Origin of the sequence: Nonomuraea sp. NPDC049129 (assembly GCF_040648495.1) — a bacterium.
Lineage (GTDB): Bacteria > Actinomycetota > Actinomycetes > Streptosporangiales > Streptosporangiaceae > Nonomuraea.
Genome location: NZ_JBEZDU010000017.1, coordinates 1 through 16,133, shown reverse-complemented (window position 1 = coordinate 16,133; position 16,133 = coordinate 1). Strand labels below are relative to the sequence as shown.

At 69.4% G+C, this 16,133-nt stretch carries 15 protein-coding genes and 1 pseudogene; 10 read left to right on the top strand and 6 right to left on the bottom strand.

What is annotated here, in order from left to right; genetic code table 11:
• Positions 1-11: 11 nt before the first annotated feature.
• Positions 12-1,871, bottom strand: a complete 1,860-nt coding sequence (locus AB0B64_RS40015; RefSeq protein WP_358184482.1) for a beta-L-arabinofuranosidase domain-containing protein — start codon at positions 1,869-1,871, stop codon at positions 12-14.
• Positions 1,872-2,060: 189 nt separating this feature from the next.
• On the opposite strand from AB0B64_RS40015, the gene AB0B64_RS40010 reads away from it, so the two are divergent.
• Entirely contained in the window at positions 2,061-3,050 is a 990-nt protein-coding gene (locus AB0B64_RS40010; RefSeq protein WP_357952785.1) for a LacI family DNA-binding transcriptional regulator, read from the top strand.
• Between the two features lie 316 nt (positions 3,051-3,366).
• Here AB0B64_RS40010 and AB0B64_RS40005 read toward each other — a convergent pair whose 3' ends face one another.
• Both AB0B64_RS40005 and AB0B64_RS40000 read right to left on the bottom strand, forming a co-directional pair.
• Complete coding sequence (locus AB0B64_RS40005) at positions 3,367-3,711, bottom strand: Lsr2 family protein (RefSeq protein ID WP_214643165.1); 345 nt, start codon at positions 3,709-3,711, stop codon at positions 3,367-3,369.
• 124 nt (positions 3,712-3,835) lie between these two features.
• On the bottom strand, positions 3,836-4,312 hold the full coding sequence (locus tag AB0B64_RS40000) for an Lrp/AsnC family transcriptional regulator (protein ID WP_357952786.1): 477 nt from the start codon (positions 4,310-4,312) through the stop codon (positions 3,836-3,838).
• A gap of 71 nt (positions 4,313-4,383) precedes the next feature.
• On the opposite strand from AB0B64_RS40000, the gene AB0B64_RS39995 reads away from it, so the two are divergent.
• From AB0B64_RS39995 to AB0B64_RS39975, 5 genes are all read left to right on the top strand, one after another.
• Positions 4,384-7,995, top strand: a complete 3,612-nt coding sequence (locus tag AB0B64_RS39995) for an indolepyruvate ferredoxin oxidoreductase family protein (RefSeq protein WP_358184479.1) — start codon at positions 4,384-4,386, stop codon at positions 7,993-7,995.
• Positions 7,996-8,032: 37 nt separating this feature from the next.
• The gene (locus AB0B64_RS39990; RefSeq protein ID WP_358184476.1) at positions 8,033-9,172 is read left to right on the top strand and encodes an acyl-CoA dehydrogenase family protein; all 1,140 of its coding nucleotides are present in this window, start codon (positions 8,033-8,035) and stop codon (positions 9,170-9,172) included.
• Positions 9,173-10,238: 1,066 nt separating this feature from the next.
• On the top strand, positions 10,239-10,499 hold the full coding sequence (locus AB0B64_RS39985; RefSeq protein ID WP_357952789.1) for a hypothetical protein: 261 nt from the start codon (positions 10,239-10,241) through the stop codon (positions 10,497-10,499).
• A gap of 414 nt (positions 10,500-10,913) precedes the next feature.
• Entirely contained in the window at positions 10,914-11,465 is a 552-nt protein-coding gene (locus tag AB0B64_RS39980; protein WP_357952790.1) for a TetR/AcrR family transcriptional regulator, read from the top strand.
• A gap of 7 nt (positions 11,466-11,472) precedes the next feature.
• Entirely contained in the window at positions 11,473-11,853 is a 381-nt protein-coding gene (locus tag AB0B64_RS39975; protein WP_358184473.1) for a DUF5360 family protein, read from the top strand.
• 94 nt (positions 11,854-11,947) lie between these two features.
• On the opposite strand, the pseudogene AB0B64_RS39970 reads toward AB0B64_RS39975, so the two are convergent.
• Positions 11,948-12,070: pseudogene (locus AB0B64_RS39970) on the bottom strand (IS5/IS1182 family transposase); the annotation flags it as partial.
• Positions 12,071-12,358: 288 nt separating this feature from the next.
• On the opposite strand from AB0B64_RS39970, the gene AB0B64_RS39965 reads away from it, so the two are divergent.
• Complete coding sequence (locus AB0B64_RS39965; RefSeq protein ID WP_358184470.1) at positions 12,359-13,360, top strand: hypothetical protein; 1,002 nt, start codon at positions 12,359-12,361, stop codon at positions 13,358-13,360.
• A gap of 347 nt (positions 13,361-13,707) precedes the next feature.
• Positions 13,708-13,917: a hypothetical protein gene (locus tag AB0B64_RS39960; protein ID WP_357952793.1), complete on the top strand. Its 210-nt coding sequence runs from the start codon at positions 13,708-13,710 to the stop codon at positions 13,915-13,917.
• Between the two features lie 142 nt (positions 13,918-14,059).
• On the opposite strand, the gene AB0B64_RS39955 is transcribed toward AB0B64_RS39960, so the two are convergent.
• Positions 14,060-14,950 carry an aminoglycoside phosphotransferase family protein gene (locus tag AB0B64_RS39955; protein WP_357952794.1) on the bottom strand — a complete coding sequence of 297 codons (891 nt, stop codon included), beginning with the start codon at positions 14,948-14,950 and terminating at the stop codon, positions 14,060-14,062.
• Between the two features lie 38 nt (positions 14,951-14,988).
• Between AB0B64_RS39955 and AB0B64_RS39950 the strand changes: the two genes are divergently transcribed.
• Positions 14,989-15,114: a hypothetical protein gene (locus tag AB0B64_RS39950; RefSeq protein ID WP_358184467.1), complete on the top strand. Its 126-nt coding sequence runs from the start codon at positions 14,989-14,991 to the stop codon at positions 15,112-15,114.
• Positions 15,115-15,411: 297 nt separating this feature from the next.
• Here the strand turns inward: AB0B64_RS39950 and tnpA are convergent, their stop codons facing one another.
• Positions 15,412-15,828, bottom strand: a complete 417-nt coding sequence (tnpA, locus tag AB0B64_RS39945) for an IS200/IS605 family transposase (RefSeq protein WP_358184464.1) — start codon at positions 15,826-15,828, stop codon at positions 15,412-15,414.
• A gap of 67 nt (positions 15,829-15,895) precedes the next feature.
• On the opposite strand from tnpA, the gene AB0B64_RS39940 reads away from it, so the two are divergent.
• On the top strand, positions 15,896-16,133 hold a 238-nt coding region (locus AB0B64_RS39940; RefSeq protein ID WP_358184839.1), incomplete at its 3' end, for a helix-turn-helix domain-containing protein.

Here is a 16,133-nt window from a genome sequence, read left to right as displayed (position 1 = left end):
GGGTGATTCCTTTACGCGAGGGGGATCCAGACCCGCATCCCGCGGCCGTCGCGGTTGTCCCACTGGTAGTAGGGGATCGCCGTGGCGGTCACGCGGGAGCCGGTCGAGAGCTCCCCGGGGGGTGTGGTGGTGTACGGCAGGCCGCCCACCGGCTGGGAAACGACTTGGGCGTCGGCCTCGATCAGGACGGTGCGCCCGACGCCGTCGAGGTCGTCCTTGTCCAGGACGCGCAGTTCGGCGCCCGCGGGCAGCGCCAGATCAGGAAGGTCCACGCCTTCGGCCTGGTCGGCCTGCTCGAAGCAGTAGACGAGCGGCCCGCGCTCCACGGCGACGCATCCCCTGACGGCGTCGACGCGGCGATGCGGGTGGACGAGCCGGGGCGCCATGTCCAGCTCCAGCTCGACGGTGTCGCCCGCCCGCCACTCGCGGGTCAGCACGACGTAGCCGCGCTCGTCCGGTACGACCGCCGCCGACTCGCCCCCGACCGTCACCGTGGTGGAGGCGCTCCACGCGGGCACCCGCAGCGCCAGCGACCATGGAGTTCCGGGCGCGCGCTCCACGGTGAACGTGACGCGGCCGTCCCAGGGGTAGTCGGTGGCGACGGCCAGCGCGAGCGCGCCGTCGGTGACGGTCCCCGGCATGAACTGGTGGACGAGCAGGGTGTTCTCGGCGGAGGTCGCGACGTGGCCGCCGAGGGAGGAGACGAGCCGCATGATGTTCGGCGGGCAGCAGGCGCAGGCGAACCACTCGCGCCGCCGACCGGCGTAGGCTCCTTCGACGTGGTCGTCCCTGCGCTGGAGCGGGTTGACATAGAAGAAGCGGATGCCGTCCGCCGACGTCGAGGCGGCGAAGGCGTTGTAGAGCGTGCGCTCGATCAGGTCGGCGTAGCGGCCGTGGCCGGTGGCCAGGAGCAGCCGCCAGTTCCAGTGGATGCTGGCGATGGCCGCGCAGCTCTCGTTGTAGGCGCGGTCCGGCGGCAGCTCCCAGCGGTCGCCGAACGCCTCGTCGGAGTGGCGGCTGCCCATGCCCCCGGTCAGGTGGGTCTTGGTGGCGACCAGGTCCTCCCAGCGCCGGATCGAGCACTCCAGCAGCGACTCGTCGCCGGTCTCCAGGTAGACGTCGACGATGCCCGCCTCCAGGTACAGCTGGCGCACCGCGTGGCCGACCGCCGTGTCCGCCTCCCTGACCGGCAGGTGGTCCTGGGCGTACAGGATGCCGAGCCCGCTGTCGCGGATGAGCCCCTTGCCCCTGTTGTCGATCAGCTTCGCGGCCAGGTCCAGGTAGGAACGCTCACCGGTGACCCGGTAGAGCTCCACCAGCGCGGTCTCGACCTCGGCGTGCCCGTCGATGCCGTCGTTGCCGCCGCGCAGGAAGACCTCCGCCAGGTGGTCGGCGAACTTCCGGGCGACCTCCAGCAGCTCCGCCCCGGTGCCCGCGCGGGTGGCGGCGACGGCGGCCTGGAACAGGTGGCCCGCGCAGTACATCTCGTGGCTGTACTCGAGCTCGGCGTAGATCTTGTCCGGCTTGACGACCTGATAGTGGGAGTTGAGGTAGCCGTCGGGCCGCTGAGCGCGCTTGAGCACCTCGGCCGCCTGCTCCACGAACTCCGGGTACTCCGCCGACGGGCGCCTGGCGTGCTCCCAAGCGACGGCCTCGAGCTGCTTGTACAGGTCGGAGTCCTGGAAGCGGTAGCCCCGGAACTCGCCCTCGCCCGCTCCTCCGGCTCCGGCCAGCCGCAGGTTGGGCAGGCTGCCCGCCTCTTCCATCTGCTCCAGCCCGAGCGGGATGCTCGCCGCGCGGTTGACGCTCTGCCACCGCCCGAACGGACCACCGGTGATCACGACGTCGTGGATGCCCAGCGGCCGCTGCACGGCCTTAGATTCCGCGGTCGGTACGGCAGGGCCGCAGGCCTGGTCCATCGAACTCCTCGCACATGGGGAATAGGCTTTCCTTGGCGAACAGTAAGGTGTTACACATCACTGGTCAACCCTCTGGGTAGTTGGACCGTGACCAGGATGTCGAGGGAGGGAAACCGGTTGTCTGAATTTTCCCAGCGCGCAGTGACCATCCGTGAGGTCGCCGCGGCCGCCGGAGTGTCGATCGGCACGGCGTCCAAGGCGCTCAACGGCCAGGGCCGGCTGCGCGAGGAGACCAGGGCGCGGGTGATCGCCGCCGCCGAGCGTCTGGAGTTCCGGCCGAACACGCTCGCCCGGGGCCTGCTGCACGGCCGTACCTTCACCGTCGGCCTGGTGACGTGCGACAGCTTCGGGCGCTTCAGCATCCCGGTCATGCTCGGCGCCGAGGACGCGCTGGGCGCCGGTCAGATCTCGGTGTTCATGTGCGACACGCGCGACGACCCGATCAGGGAGCAGCACTACGTCGAGCGCCTCCTGGCCAGGCGGGTGGAGGGCATCATCGTCACCGGCCGCCGTACCGAGCCCCGGCCGAGCATCGGCACCGGCCTGCCCGTCCCGGTCGTCTACGCCATGACCCAGTCGACCGAACCCACCGACTTCTCGGTGATCCCCGACGATCTGGGCGGGAGCCTCCTGGCCGTCCGGCATCTGCTGGCCACCGGGCGGCGGCGGATCGGCCACATCACCGGGCCGCAGCGGTTCCTGGCCGCGCGGACCCGCGCGGCGGGATTCGCCGACGCCCTGGCGGAGGCGGGGGCGACGGCGGCGGGCGAGACGCTGTTCGGGGAGTGGTCGGAGGAGTGGGGGCGGCAGGGCGCCGACATCCTGCTCCGCACCCAGCCGGACGTGGACGCGGTGTTCTGCGGCAGCGACCAGATCGCCAGGGGGGTCGCCGAGACGCTCAGGGATCGGGGCCGGCGCATTCCCGACGACGTGGCGCTCGTGGGCTTCGACAACTGGGCGCCGATGGCGCTCGGCTCACGGCCGCCGCTCACCACGGTCGACATGAACCTCGGTGAGATCGGGCGGGCGGCCGCCACGCATCTGCTGGACGTGATCGGCGGTGTGCCGCATCAGGGCGGGGTACGGCGGATGCCGTGCAGCCTGGTGCTGCGGGAGTCGACCCGCGCCTGAGGGGGTTGCCTGAGGGGTCGTCTGGGGGGGGTGTCGACCCGCGCCTGAGGAGCTTTGGTCAAGCGGCCTAGCGGTCAGGCGGTCGGACATTCGGAGCGAATCTGGAGTGTCTGGGCAACGTCGGCTGACGGCTGCGCCACCGGTCCCCTCGCCTGGACCGGCGGGCCGTACGGCCTTAAAGGCAGCCGGCCGACTCTGATCGCCATCCTCCCGCCGCGCACCCGTCGTCGCGGCGGCCAAAGGCCGATGGGCGGGCGCATTTCGAATTCAGGAGGTGCCGGTCATTATCGCCGCGGTGATTGCCGGAGCGGCAATCTCAGTGAGCCGCCTCGTACTGCTCCACGATGGTCGCGGCGATACGTCCGCGCTCGCTCACGGGTAGTCCCGCCTGCTTCGCCCACTGGCGAATTTCGGTGGACTTGTCGCGGCTGACCGAGCGTGCCGAGCCGACTCCGCGACGGACCTTACCACCGCGCTCCTTGCGGACCTGACGCGCCTTGACCAGGAACGGGGCAAGGGCTTTGCGCAACTTCTCCTCGTTCTTATCCGACAGGTCGATCTCGTAGGCAAAGCCGTCGAGGCCGAACCTGATTGTGTTCTCGGACGACAAGGCGGATCCGTCGAGGTCGTCAAGGAAGATCTCTTGAATTTGCTTGGCCATGCTGGTGCTCCGAATTCAGAGGCGAGAAGACAATGAGTACTGTAGCGTATGGTGCCGTTGTCCGGCGCACCCCTGGGGCGGTGGATAGCCAGGACAAAGAAAGCTCGCCTAATTGCATAGCGAGCTATTTCATTCCCGCTATCCGGGGCGGTCGCGGCGTCAGTGCGTCGCGGGTCCACGAGCCCAGCACCAACAGCGTTTTGGTGCCCGTGACGTTCCCGGCGCGGCGCAGGTGATCGATGACCTGCTGGAGATGACCGAGGTCGCGGACCCGTACGTGGATCAGCGCGTCGGGGTCGCCGGCGATGGTGAAAACGGCCTGAACCTCCGCCACGTCGGTCGCCGTGCGGACGATCTCGCTCACCGGCGTCGTGCCCGCGTAACGCAGTTCGGTGAACGCCTCGATGCCCCATCCGAGCTTGGCGTAGTCGATCTGCACACTGAAACCGGTGATGACGCCGAGCTCTTTGAGCCGGTCCACCCGGCGCTTGACCGCGGCCACGGAAAGGCCGATCGTGCCCGCCATGTCGGAGAAGGTGCGGCGCCCGTCCTCGCGCAGCAGGCGCAACACCCGATGATCAATGTCATCTATTTCTGGCATGTGGGCACTCCTCGGTTTTTGATGGAAAGAACCATAGCGAAAGAGGCCGAGGCCGCAAAGGTTTTGCGTCTTTGTCGTGTCTTCTTGGCCGATACTTGCGCGATGCCCGCCCGCGTTGCTGTGCTGGGGTCTCCACGAACCCCAGGGAGGCCCGCATGAGCGTCACCCTCGACGACAAGTACACGGCCGCGGACGGTCGCGTGCTCATGTCGGGCCTGCAGGCCCTCGTCCGGCTGACGCTCGAACAGCGCCGCCTGGACCAGGAGCGCGGGCTGGACACGCGCGTGTTCGTCTCCGGCTACCCGGGCTCGCCGCTGGCCGGCGTCGACCTGGAGATGGGCCGGGCCGCCCGGCTGCTCGACCCAGCGGGCGTGGTCGTCCGTCCGGCCCTCAACGAGGAGCTGGCCGCCACCGCCGTGGCGGGGACCCAGCTCCTGGAGCGCCTGCCGGGCCGGCGGCACGACGGCGTGACCGGCTTCTGGTACGGCAAGAGCCCCGGCCTCGACCGGGCCGCCGACGCCATCCGCCACGGCAACCTGGCCGGCACCGCCGCGCTCGGCGGCGCGGTGGCCTGGATCGGCGACGATCCCGGCAGCAAGTCCTCGACCGTGCCCAGCACATGCGAGCCGATGTGCCAGAGCCTGTGCGTGCCGCTGCTCGCGCCCGGCTCGGTGGCGGAGATCATCGAGTTCGGGCTGCACGCGGTCGCCCTCTCGCGCGCCAGCGGCCTGTGGACCGGCCTGAAGATCGTCGCCGACCTGGCGGACGCGTCGGCCACCGTCGACCTCGGCTCGCTGCGTGACGGCATCCCGGCCCCGGACCACCCGAGCCGCCCAACGCCGGCCGCCCTGGTCGGCCCGGCCGCGCTGGACGCCGAGCACGACATGCTGACCCGGCGGCTCGACCTGGCCCGCGACTACGCCCGCGCGCACGGCCTGAACCGGGTGGTGGCCGGCTCGTCGCACGCCCGCCTGGGCATCGTCGCCTCCGGCGCGTCCTTCGCGGTGGTACGCCGGGCGCTGGCCGACCTCGGGCTGGACGAGGCCGCGATCGAGGACCTGGGGCTGCGGCTGATCCGGCTCGGCATGCCGTACCCGCTGGCGCCCGCCGACCTGGCCGCCATGACCGCGGACCTCGACCGGGTGCTCGTGGTGGAGGACAAGGTGCCGTTCCTGGAGGGGCAGCTGAAGCAGGCGCTGTACGACGCCGCGCGCACCCCCGCCGCCGGTAGCGACCTGCTCGCCGCCCGTGGGGCCCCCGCTGTGGTCGGGCGCGAGTTGCTCACCCCCCGCGGCACGCTCGGCGCGGAGGACGTGGCCAAGGCGCTGGCCTCCTTCGCCGACACGCTGCCGCGGGCCACCGTCCACCTGGCTCCCGCCCGGAAGCCGCAGCCGCGCCGCCTGCTGCCGGTGGTCGCCGCGCGCACGCCGTACTTCTGCTCGGGCTGCCCGCACAACACCTCCACCCGTACGTCGGACAGCACGCTGGTCGGCGTCGGGATCGGCTGCCACGCCATGATCGCCCTGGACGGCGCCGGCCGCGGCAACCAGGTCGGCCTCACCCAGATGGGCGGCGAGGGCGCCCAGTGGATCGGCCTGGCCCCCTTCACCGACGACCGGCACTTCGTGCAGAACCTCGGCGACGGCACCTTCCACCACTCCGGCTCGCTGGCCGTCCGGGCCGCCGTCGCGGCCGGGGTGCGGATCACGTACAAGCTGCTCTACAACGACGCGGTCGCCATGACCGGCGGGCAGCGCGCGGAAGGCCGGCTCGACGTGCCCGCGCTGACGCGGTCGCTGGCCGCAGAGGGGGTCCGCCGGATCGTGATCACCACGCCCGAACCGGAGACCTACCGGGGTGTCCGGCTCGCGCCGATCGCCACGGTACGGCACCGCGACGGGCTGGCGGCGGCCGAGAAGGAGCTGGCCGAGCTCGACGGGGTGAGCGTGCTCATCCACGACGACCGATGCGCGGCCGACGAACGCCGGCTGCGCAAGCGCGGCAAACTGCCCGTACCCGTGGAGAAGGTCGTGGTCAACGAGCGGGTCTGCGAGGGGTGTGGCGACTGCGGCGAGGTGTCGACCTGCCTGTCCGTGCAGCCCGTGGAGACCGTGTACGGCCGCAAGACCCGGATCCACCAGCCGTCCTGCAACTCCGACCTGAGCTGCCTCAAGGGCGACTGCCCATCGTTCCTGCTGGTCAAGCCGGGCAAGGCGCGGCCAGCCCCGGAGCTTCCGGTGGATCGTGGACCACGGCCGGTTCCGGAGCTTTCGGCGGATCGTGGACCACGGCCGATCCAAGCACTCGGTGCACGGCCGGTTCTGGAGCTTCCGGTGGAGCTGACCGAGCCGGTCACCCGATTCCCCGGCCGTGAGGTGCTGCTGCGGATGCCCGGCATCGGCGGCACGGGCGTCGTGACGGTCTCGCAGATCCTGCAGATGGCGGCCCACCTCGACGGCCTGCACGCGGCCGGCCTCGAACAGACCGGCCTGGCGCAGAAGGGCGGCCCGGTCGTCAGCGACGTCCGCATCTCCCCGCACCCGATCGCCGGCTCCCCGAAGGCGTCGCGCGGCACCGCCGACGTACTGATCGGCTTCGATCTGCTCGGCGCGGCGGCCGACACGAACCTGGCGGTCGCCGCCCCGGACCGTACCGTCGCCGTGGTCAGCAGCGCCGTCGTGCCGACCGCCGCCATGGTGACCGGCCGCGTCACCGTACCGGACTCGCCCGCCGACGCGATCACCCGCGTCGAGTCGGCCACCCGGAGCGCCGACAACCTCTACCTCGACGCTCACGGGCTCGCCGAGGCGCTGTTCGGCGACCACATGCCCGCCAACATGCTGCTCGTCGGCGCCGCGTACCAGCACGGCTGCCTGCCGGTGTCCGCCGAGGCCGTCGAACGGGCCATCCGGCTCAACGGGGCCGCGGCCGAGCAGAACCTCGCGGCGTTCCGCTGGGGCCGGGCCGCCGTCGCCGACCGCCAGGCGGTGCTGGCGGCCGTGGAGACTCCCGCTCCGCAGGCCGAGACGTTCGATCAGGCCCTGGCCACGCGGATCGCCGACCTGACCGGCTACCGCGACGCGGCCTACGCCGCCCGGTACGCCGAGGACGTGCGCCGCGTGGCCGCGCTCGCCGCCGACCGCGCGGGGGAGGAGGCCGCCGCGCCGATCGCCCTCGCCTACGCCAAGGGGCTGCACAAGCTCATGGCCTACAAGGACGAGTACGAGGTCGCCCGGCTGCACCTGGACCCGGCCGAGCGGGCCAGGCGGGAGCGGGAGTACGGCGCGGACGCCACCGTGTCGGTGCTGCTGCACCCGCCGCTGCTGCGCGCGCTGGGCATGAAGCGCAAGATCCGGCTGCGCCGCTCGGCGAACGTCGTCTTCCGCGTGCTGCGCGCCGCCAGGTTCCTGCGGGGTACGCCGTTCGACGTGTTCGGGTACGCAGGAGTACGCCGCGTCGAGCGGGCGATCATCACCGAGTACCGTGACCTGATGCGTGACGCTCTCGCCCGGCTGAGCCCGGCGACCGCCGACGCCGTGGCCGCGATCGCGGCGCTGCCGGAGGCGGTTCGCGGGTATGAGGACATCAAGCTCGCGCGGGTCGCGGAGTTCCGCGATCGCGCCAGGACCGCCCTCGCGCAGCTGAGCGAGCCCACCGGACCCCGCTCTCTGGAGAGAACGTGACCGTCGACCGCTTGCTGCCCAGCCCTCTGGAGAGAACGTGACCGTCGACCGCCTGCTGCCCACCCAGGACGCCGAGGACCTCATCGCCCTCACCCGGGACATCGCCGACAAAGAGCTGGCGAGCCGGGTCGACGAGCATGAGCGCGCCGAGACCTATCCGGAGGGCCTGTTCGCCACGCTCGGCGCCGCCGGACTGCTCGGCCTGCCGTACCCGGAGGAGCTTGGCGGCGGCGGCCAGCCGTACGAGGTCTACCTGCAGGTGCTGGAGGAGCTGGCGGCCCGCTGGGCCGCCGTCGCGGTGGCCACCAGCGTGCACACCCTCGCCTGCTTCCCCGTGGCCACCTACGGCACACCCGAGCAGCGCGAACGCTGGCTGCCCGACATGCTGGCGGGCCGGCTCGTCGGCGGCTACAGCCTGTCCGAACCCCAGGCCGGATCCGACGCCGCCGCCCTGACCTGCAAGGCGGAGAAGGTCGAGAACGGCTACCGGATCACCGGCAACAAGGCGTGGATCACCCACGGCGGCAAGGCCGACTTCTACGCCCTGTTCGCCCGCACGGGACAGGGCAGCCGGGGCATCTCCTGCTTCCTGGCCCCCGGCGCGGCCGACGGCCTGACCTTCGGCCGCCCGGAGGAGAAGATGGGCCTGCACGCCATCCCCACCACCAGCGCGCACTGGGACGGCGCCGTCATCGAGGCCGACCGCCTGCTCGGCGAGGAGGGCCAGGGCCTGCCCATCGCCTTCAGCGCCCTCGACTCCGGCCGCCTCGGCATCGCGGCGTGCGCGACCGGCCTCGCCCAGGCCGCACTGGACGCCTCGGTCGCCTACGCCAAGGAACGCCAGACATTCGGCCGCAAGATCATCGACCACCAGGGTCTGGGCTTCCTGCTCGCGGACATGGCGGTGGCCGTGGACAGCGCCCGCGCCACGTACCTGGACGCGGCCCGCCGCCGCGACGCCGGCCGTCCGTACGGACGACAGGCCAGCGTCGCCAAGCTGGTGGCCACGGACGCCGCGATGAAGGTGACGACGGACGCGGTGCAGGTGTTCGGGGGGTATGGGTACACGCGTGAGTTTCGGGTGGAGCGGTACATGCGCGAGGCGAAGATTATGCAGATTTTCGAGGGCACAAACCAGATCCAAAGGCTGGTGATCAGCCGCGACCTGGCCCGCTGACCCTGACCTGTCTCGCGCCCACCCGTTACCCGATTCGGTGGTTGCCCGTCTGATGCCCGCCCCGCCAAAAAGGGCCTCCGCTTCGCTCCGGGCGCTCTTTTGGGGGCGCCTTCGGCGCACAACGGGCTTCGCTTGGGGGCGCCTTCGGCGCACAACGGGCTTCGCTTGGGGGCGCCTTCGGCGCACAACGGGCTTCGCTTGGGGGCGCTTCGCGCCTTTCAGGGCTCAGGCGTTGCTTCCAGTCGGGCCAAAGCCCCGACCCCTGAAGGACCTCGCTGCGCTCGGACGCCCCTTCCAGGCAGGCTTCGCCTGCATGGCCCTTGTTGACCGTGGCCGACCCGAGACGGATAGCAGGTGCGAAACTCGCGATTGTATGCAGTCCGCGGTCGTCCTCTCCAAGGAGCGTCGTAGAGCCAGACGCTGCCCAGATCCCAGACCTTGGACGTTCGTAGCTTTGCCACCCGCCGCAGCGGTGTTTTCCAGGCACCCACTCGGTCTGCCAGTTCCCGCAGCTCAGTCGACGCGGGATCCTGCATCGACAACAGATCCGACGCGAGTTGCCGCACGATCTGATCTGTTCCGGAGCGATGGCCTCATCCTCAAGGAGCTGGGCCACCGCCTCATCAACCTGACGACACTGCGCATGCGCGCGAGCCAGATCAACGGCCAGCCGCGCCCGCCGCTCTGCCGACAGCGTCGAGGCGTTTACTGCGGCTCCGACGCGCAGCGCGTGACCGGCCTCGCCCACTTCCACCGCCACGGCCACCTCATGCAGCGCGACGTTGGCCGGTCCGAACTCGGTGTTGTCATCATTGCGCCCTTCGCCAACCCGCGCCGCCATCTCACGGGCTCGCGACAGGTGCTCTTAGGCGACGTCGGCTTGATTCAGTCGGGAGGCGGAGGCGGGGATGAGGGCTCTGGCCCGCGCTAAGAGGGCTTGTCACGGCCAGGATCCCTCGCGTCGCCGCACAGCTGACGGAAATCCGCGCAACGGAACTCGGCCGGAAGCAACAGAGAAGAGACACAGAAGCCCCGGCTGCGAGGCTCTCTGTGCAATCGAGAAAGGATGAGTGACTTCAGGATGTGGAACAAGGTGAGGAATGTGGCGGTCGCGGTGTCGGCAGCGGCCGCCGTCGGCGCGTTCGTACCGGCTCCGGCCAGCGCCGACGTCTGGGAATACGTCGCGGCCTATCCGCTCACCACTGCGGGCTACAACAAGTGCATGGTCGAGGGCAAGCAGTGGCAGGGGAGTTGGCGGTGCCGCAAAATGACGGGTGAGCACTGGTCGCACAAGAAGTCGGACTACCATCTCGAGATCCTCAAGTAGCGTCTCGCGCTACGGCTTCCTGGCCACGCCGGAGCGGGAGTTCCTCCCCGGGGGCGAGGGGCCAGGGATGCGCTCGTCCGGGTGCCATTCGGGGGAGTGCACCACGCTGGGCTTCCTCAACCAGGTGGCCGTATCGCCGGCGCCGTGGGCGAGACCGAGACTGTGCGGGCCGTGCGCCGTCGTAACGATGCCAACTCGGTTGCTCACCGTAGGCGGGGCGGCTGGACGATCGGCTGCCGAGGCCGCCCAGGCGGATGCCTCACCAGTGGAGATCGGTGACACACGTCATCGCATGGCGCAGTGCTTGAGAACCGGCACGTGAGGAAATAGTCCCTGCGCCCCAGGTCTCACCGGGGCCCTGCCGGCCACCTCAACAAAAGCAAACTATACCGGTTGGCCGGTATAGTTTCCTTTGTGCCACGTCTCAGTTCGAAAGAGCGACTGCTCGACGCCGCGGCCGAGGTGCTGCTGTCCAAGGGGGCCGAGGCCTTGACGCTGGAAGCGGTGGCCCGGCAGGCAGGCGTGTCCAAGGGCGGCTTGTTCTACCACTTCCCCACCAAGCAGGCACTGGTCGCCGCCATGGTCGACCGCCTGATCAAGGCCTTCGACCAGGCACTGGCCGAGGTGGGCGCCGAGCCGGGCGACTTCCTGCGCGCTTACCTGAACGCGACGATCCCCGAACACCACACCGCGACCAACACTCCGGCCGACCGGGTGACCGCAGCACTGCTGGCCGCGGTGCTCGTGGACCCGGCAGGCCTGGCGCCGCTGAGAGAGCGGTTCGCTGCTTGGCAGGCCAGACTGACCGACGACGGCATCGATCCGGCTGCGGCGACGGCGGTACGGCTGGCCATCGACGGCTGGTGGGCGGCCAGGCTTCTCGGCCTCGGCGAACCAGACGCAGCACTGCACGAACACACCAGGCGCTACCTGATGGAGGCGATCGACCGTGCTACGCGCCACTAAAGCGTTGATGCTGCTCACGGATCTGGCATTCGTCGTCTACTTCACCATCACCGGGCTGGGTGCGATCCCGCCCGAATGGGCGTTCGCCGACTACACCAACCCGGTAATGGCCGACTGGAACTGGTCGTTTCTCTGGATCGACCTGCTGGCCAGCGCCACCGGCCTAGCCAGCCTGTACCTCCTGCGCCGAGCGTCGCGGTCGGGTCCAGGCCTGATGCTGGTCTCGCTCGTGCTCACCATGGCGTCCGGCTTGATGGCGATCGCGTTCTGGACCCTGCGCGGCGACTTCTCACTGGCCTGGTGGCTGCCGAACCTCTACCTCATGCTCTTCCCGATCCCCGCGATCGTCTGCCTGACCGAGCCACGACCACACTTCACCGCCTCATAGAGCTACAGGCCTCAGCTGACGCGGCCTTCCGGTGCCCGCGCAGGCGAAGCGCGCACGCCGCCGACCGACCACCGTTACGGCTGGGCGGTCCGGTCTTCTCCGGGATCGTGCAGGTGATACCGCTCCTGCGCAAGTAGGCGCGGCGGGAACGGGAGCCGTACGCCTTATCGGCACGGACCCTGCCGGGACCCGTGCGCGGGCGTCCCGGTCCGAGCCGGGCACACTGAGTGAGCAGAACGCGGCGATCGACGGTCGGCACAACACCCGCGCCCAACCGAATGTCAACGGCCAAGTGCTCCGGTTCTGGCTAATTTCCGGGATTCCTGCCAGACCCAGGATTCACCCGTCGTCGGCACATGAGTTCGGGAATGATGTCGTTTCCGGCGACTCCATGCACTTGGATCAGCTGATGCCTCGGCTACCACAGATCAGAGGCTGCTATCGAATCGTTGAGACATGAGAGGGGCACTTGGTCGTTTTCGCATGCGCGGGGTGTGGTGCCGTTTTGACCGCGAAGGTGTCGCGGGTCGCGCTTCCCGACCACGCCGATCAGAAGTACGGCCACGACTTGCTCCCCGCACTTCTGGAGCCCGGAACGTACGCGGTGCATTCCCAAGCCTCCGACCCGCCATGGCGGGTCTGGGAGGAGGCGGCAGCCGGTGGCGTGTACCTACAGGTGTATTCCCTGCCGTATGGACCCTCGGGGATCATCGGGATCGCGCCCGGCGATGTCCGACGAACCGTCCTCATCCGAGAGCGCTGTGATGGCTGCTGCTGTGGCCTGGACGGCCGGAACGGCGCCAACCTCGCGTGTGTGGAGTGCGGGCGTGCGGTGGCGACCCGCATTGATGACTGCGGGTTCTGGCAGGTGGTGTGGCTGGATCCGAGTGCCGTACGACCCGTCTGCGTCGATGGCCCCGCGTGCACGGTGGTCGGCTGGGAGGCGCTGCGGACGGCCTATCCGGCCACACCGCCCGTTGAGCAGCCCGGATGGTGGAGCCCACGGTGGGAAGCAGCGGTCGCGGTGGCGTTGGCACACCTGTTGGCGTTGTCAGGCGGCCAGCGGATTGCCGTCCCTGACGGACCGGTCGCCGAGGCTTTTCGCAAGGCGCTCGACACGCTGCTCCCTGCAGGCCCGTCGGCACGGAACCTCGTCTTGGCCGGGCCTGGCCTGTCCGGCGTGACCGCGGATATCGCCCTGGTGCCGCGGCATCCGCAAAGCGGCGAGGTGTGGCCGTGCGGCGCGGGAGCGGTGGTGCCGCTGGCGGCTGACGTGTGGACGTACATGGCCTTCAATGACGATCGGCGTCTTACCCTCGCGGCGGCAGGGATGCCCGACATTGTCCGCCGCGACGATCCGCCGCCACGGCTGCCATGGAGGCCCTTCAGACCTGATGTAGGCGTGTTCCTCCACACGCTGGCGCGGCTACCGGCGGCTCGTGAGTCGTGGTTGCGCGCTATCTACGACCATGTGGAAGACCGCCGATACAGCTTGCCATGCTTCTAGGAGCCAGCGGGGCTCCAGGCGCAGGAGTATGTGCCCTTGCGGTATCTCGGCCTCCGCTTCGTCCCGTGCGGCCGTTCCTCGTTGTGGAACTGGATGGAACGCCCTTGCAGTGAGGGGGGCCTGCGGCGATCACGACATTCGCGCTGAGCCGACCGGCCGCCGCCCTTCCCCTCAGCCAGGCGATGTGCGATCCCCGCGGTTTCCCGCTTACCGCGAGTTCGGCCGTGTACGTGGGCCTCCTCGATAACCCGGTCTTCGTCGACGTTCCGGCTACGACGACAGTAAAGGTGGAGGTCACCGCGGACGTCTCCGTTGAGGCGGGTGCCGAGATGCGACTCACTTACAGTTTGAACGACTCCCTTAAGTCGGAAGGGGCGTTCGGACCCGCCAACTTCGCCAATCATCAGGAGTTCGCCGAGACTCGATCGACCTTCGCCTTGATCACCGTGGGTCCTGGAAGGACCAACATCAGGCCGGTGATCAGGATCAACGGTCCCGCCGGCAAGACGGGCTCCGTGCTCCACCGATGCGTCTCGGTGGAGGCCTCGACCAGCTGAGTGCCGATCCGCGGCGCCGATCAGCCGGTGAGGCATCACCTCGCCGCGCTCCTCCGGCCGGACCCGGCCCAGCGCGGCCGGCCGGAGGAGATCCGCGACAACCTGACCGCCCGCATCGCTGAGGCCGAGCAAGAAGTGTGCGTCAAATGCCCTTCAGAACACGATCAAGTGCCGCCCGGCCCGCAGGTCCCCAGTGCGGCTTGCCGCCGGGAAGGCCCCGATCTCCGTTCTGCCCCATGAGCATCAGGAAGAGGCTCTTCATAGCGGCCAGCCCGCGGGCGCGCCGGATCGCCGCCTCGTCCGCATGCCCGTACATGTCGAAGAACCGTGCGGCCGTGCCCGCGGGTAGCAGCACCCATGCGGCGGCGAGGTCCCACGCCGGATCGCCGGCGAACATGCCACCGAAGTCGATGATGCCCGAGAGCGTTCCGTCTGAGACGACGACGTTCGCGGGATGGAGATCGCCGTGCACCCAGACCCGCGGGCCCTCCCACGCGTTGGCCGCGACGGCGTCATCCCAGACGTCCCGGACGTCGGCAGCGATGTCGTCGAGGGCAACGGCCTGGAAGAAGTTCTCGAAGCCGACCGTGCAGTTCCTGGGATGGGCACCGCGGTCCGTAGCGATCGGCGCCTCGGCGGGCGCCTCCACATGGAGCGCCTGGAGGAAACCCGCCAAAGTGTCGGCCGCGTGGGCGCCGCGGCTGATCGAGCCGTGGTCCAGCGGCTCGCCGGGAACCCACGTCATCACGGTCCAGTGCTTGGGGAAGCGCTCGGACGGTTCGCCGAACCGCACCGGGGTCGGCACCGGGAGCGGCAGGCGCGGGGCCAGCACGGGTAGCCACCGCCGCTCCTTGAGCTGGAGCTCCGGGCTGGGGTCCATGCGCTGCATGCGCACGGCCAACTCGTCCCCGAGGCGCCACATTTGGTTGCCCCAACCGCCCACCACCTCACGGATGGCCAGCCCCGCAAGGTCTGGATGCTGCTCCTGCAGCAGGTCGCGGACCAGGTCTGCGGTGATCTCGATCTCGGTCATGCGAAGTCACAGTACTGAGGCGGCAGGCGGAGCGGGAGGTGAAACCTGCCCAGCTCGACAACCTCATTGCCCGGCGCTCGGCGGCGGTCCGCCTGGGAATGCCGACTCTTGCCGACAGCGCGATCCGCACCACCACGTCGACGGGCCGCAGCACCCAGTCCTGAATATCCGTGGTCGTCGCAAACCCGCACAGCCTCCGCTCCTCCCCAGGCGCACTGTGTTCGTCTTCCCTGCCGGTGAGCGAGCTGAGACCGTCGCCTCACTTGATCAGCTCCTGCCTAACAGAGCGGACCGTGGACGCTGGACGGCAAGCTCTACATCGACATCGACGATGAGCAGACCGGTTACCGAAGGTCCGCAGAAAGCCTCGGCCTTCAGGCTGGGGATGAATGCGGTCCCCCTTTGGGGGATGGCCCGCCGTAGGCGGGGCATCCCGGAGCGCGGAGCGTGGATTTGGAGCCTCAGGTGGGGTGGCGTTGCTGTTCGATGTACGCCTTGATGATCGATAGGGGCGCTCCGCCACAGGAGGCGGCGAGGTAGCTGGGTGACCAGAAGGGGCCGTGCATGATGGCGTGGTTGACGCTGCCGGTGAACTCCTTGCGCAGGTAGTGCGAGGAGACGCCCTTCAACGAGTTGACGAGTTTGCTGATCGCGACCTTGGGCGGGTAGTGGACGAGCAGGTGGACGTGGTCGTGTTCGCCGTTGAACTCGCGCAGTTCGGCCTCGAAACTGTCGCACACCTCGATCATGATGTCTTCGCAGCGGCGCAGCATCGCGTCGTCGAAGGCGTTTCTGCGATATTTGGTGACAAAGACCAGATGGGCGTGCATCGCGGAAACCACGTGTCTGCCTCGTCGATATTCCACTTCCTGACTCATAGACCAGACGATAATATGTTCGAGTCGGTGAGACGTGAGCATCCCGAGGGAGAAGGGGGTGTTGCGCATGTTGGCGGGCCGGAAGTATCGCCTGGAGTTCGACTCCGGACAGCAGGCGTTCGCCGAGAGGCTGGGCGGGATCTGCCGGGCCGTGTGGAACACCGGCCTCGAACAACGGCGGCAATACCGGCGGCGCGGGCAGTGGATCACCTATGCCGAGCAGTGCGGGCAGCTCGCCGAGGCGAAGAAGGACCCGTACTGCGAGTGGCTCGCCGATGCCCCCGCCCAGGTGATCCAGCAGACCC

Coding starts and splice junctions, on each gene's coding strand:
- AB0B64_RS39985 (WP_357952789.1), top strand. CDS start 10,239: ATGAGTGACTTCAGGATGTGGAACAAGGTGAGGAATGTGGCGGTCGCG.
- AB0B64_RS39975 (WP_358184473.1), top strand. CDS start 11,473: ATGCTGCTCACGGATCTGGCATTCGTCGTCTACTTCACCATCACCGGG.
- AB0B64_RS40005 (WP_214643165.1), bottom strand. CDS start 3,711: ATGGCCAAGCAAATTCAAGAGATCTTCCTTGACGACCTCGACGGATCC.
- AB0B64_RS40000 (WP_357952786.1), bottom strand. CDS start 4,312: ATGCCAGAAATAGATGACATTGATCATCGGGTGTTGCGCCTGCTGCGC.
- tnpA (WP_358184464.1), bottom strand. CDS start 15,828: ATGAGTCAGGAAGTGGAATATCGACGAGGCAGACACGTGGTTTCCGCG.
- AB0B64_RS39955 (WP_357952794.1), bottom strand. CDS start 14,950: ATGACCGAGATCGAGATCACCGCAGACCTGGTCCGCGACCTGCTGCAG.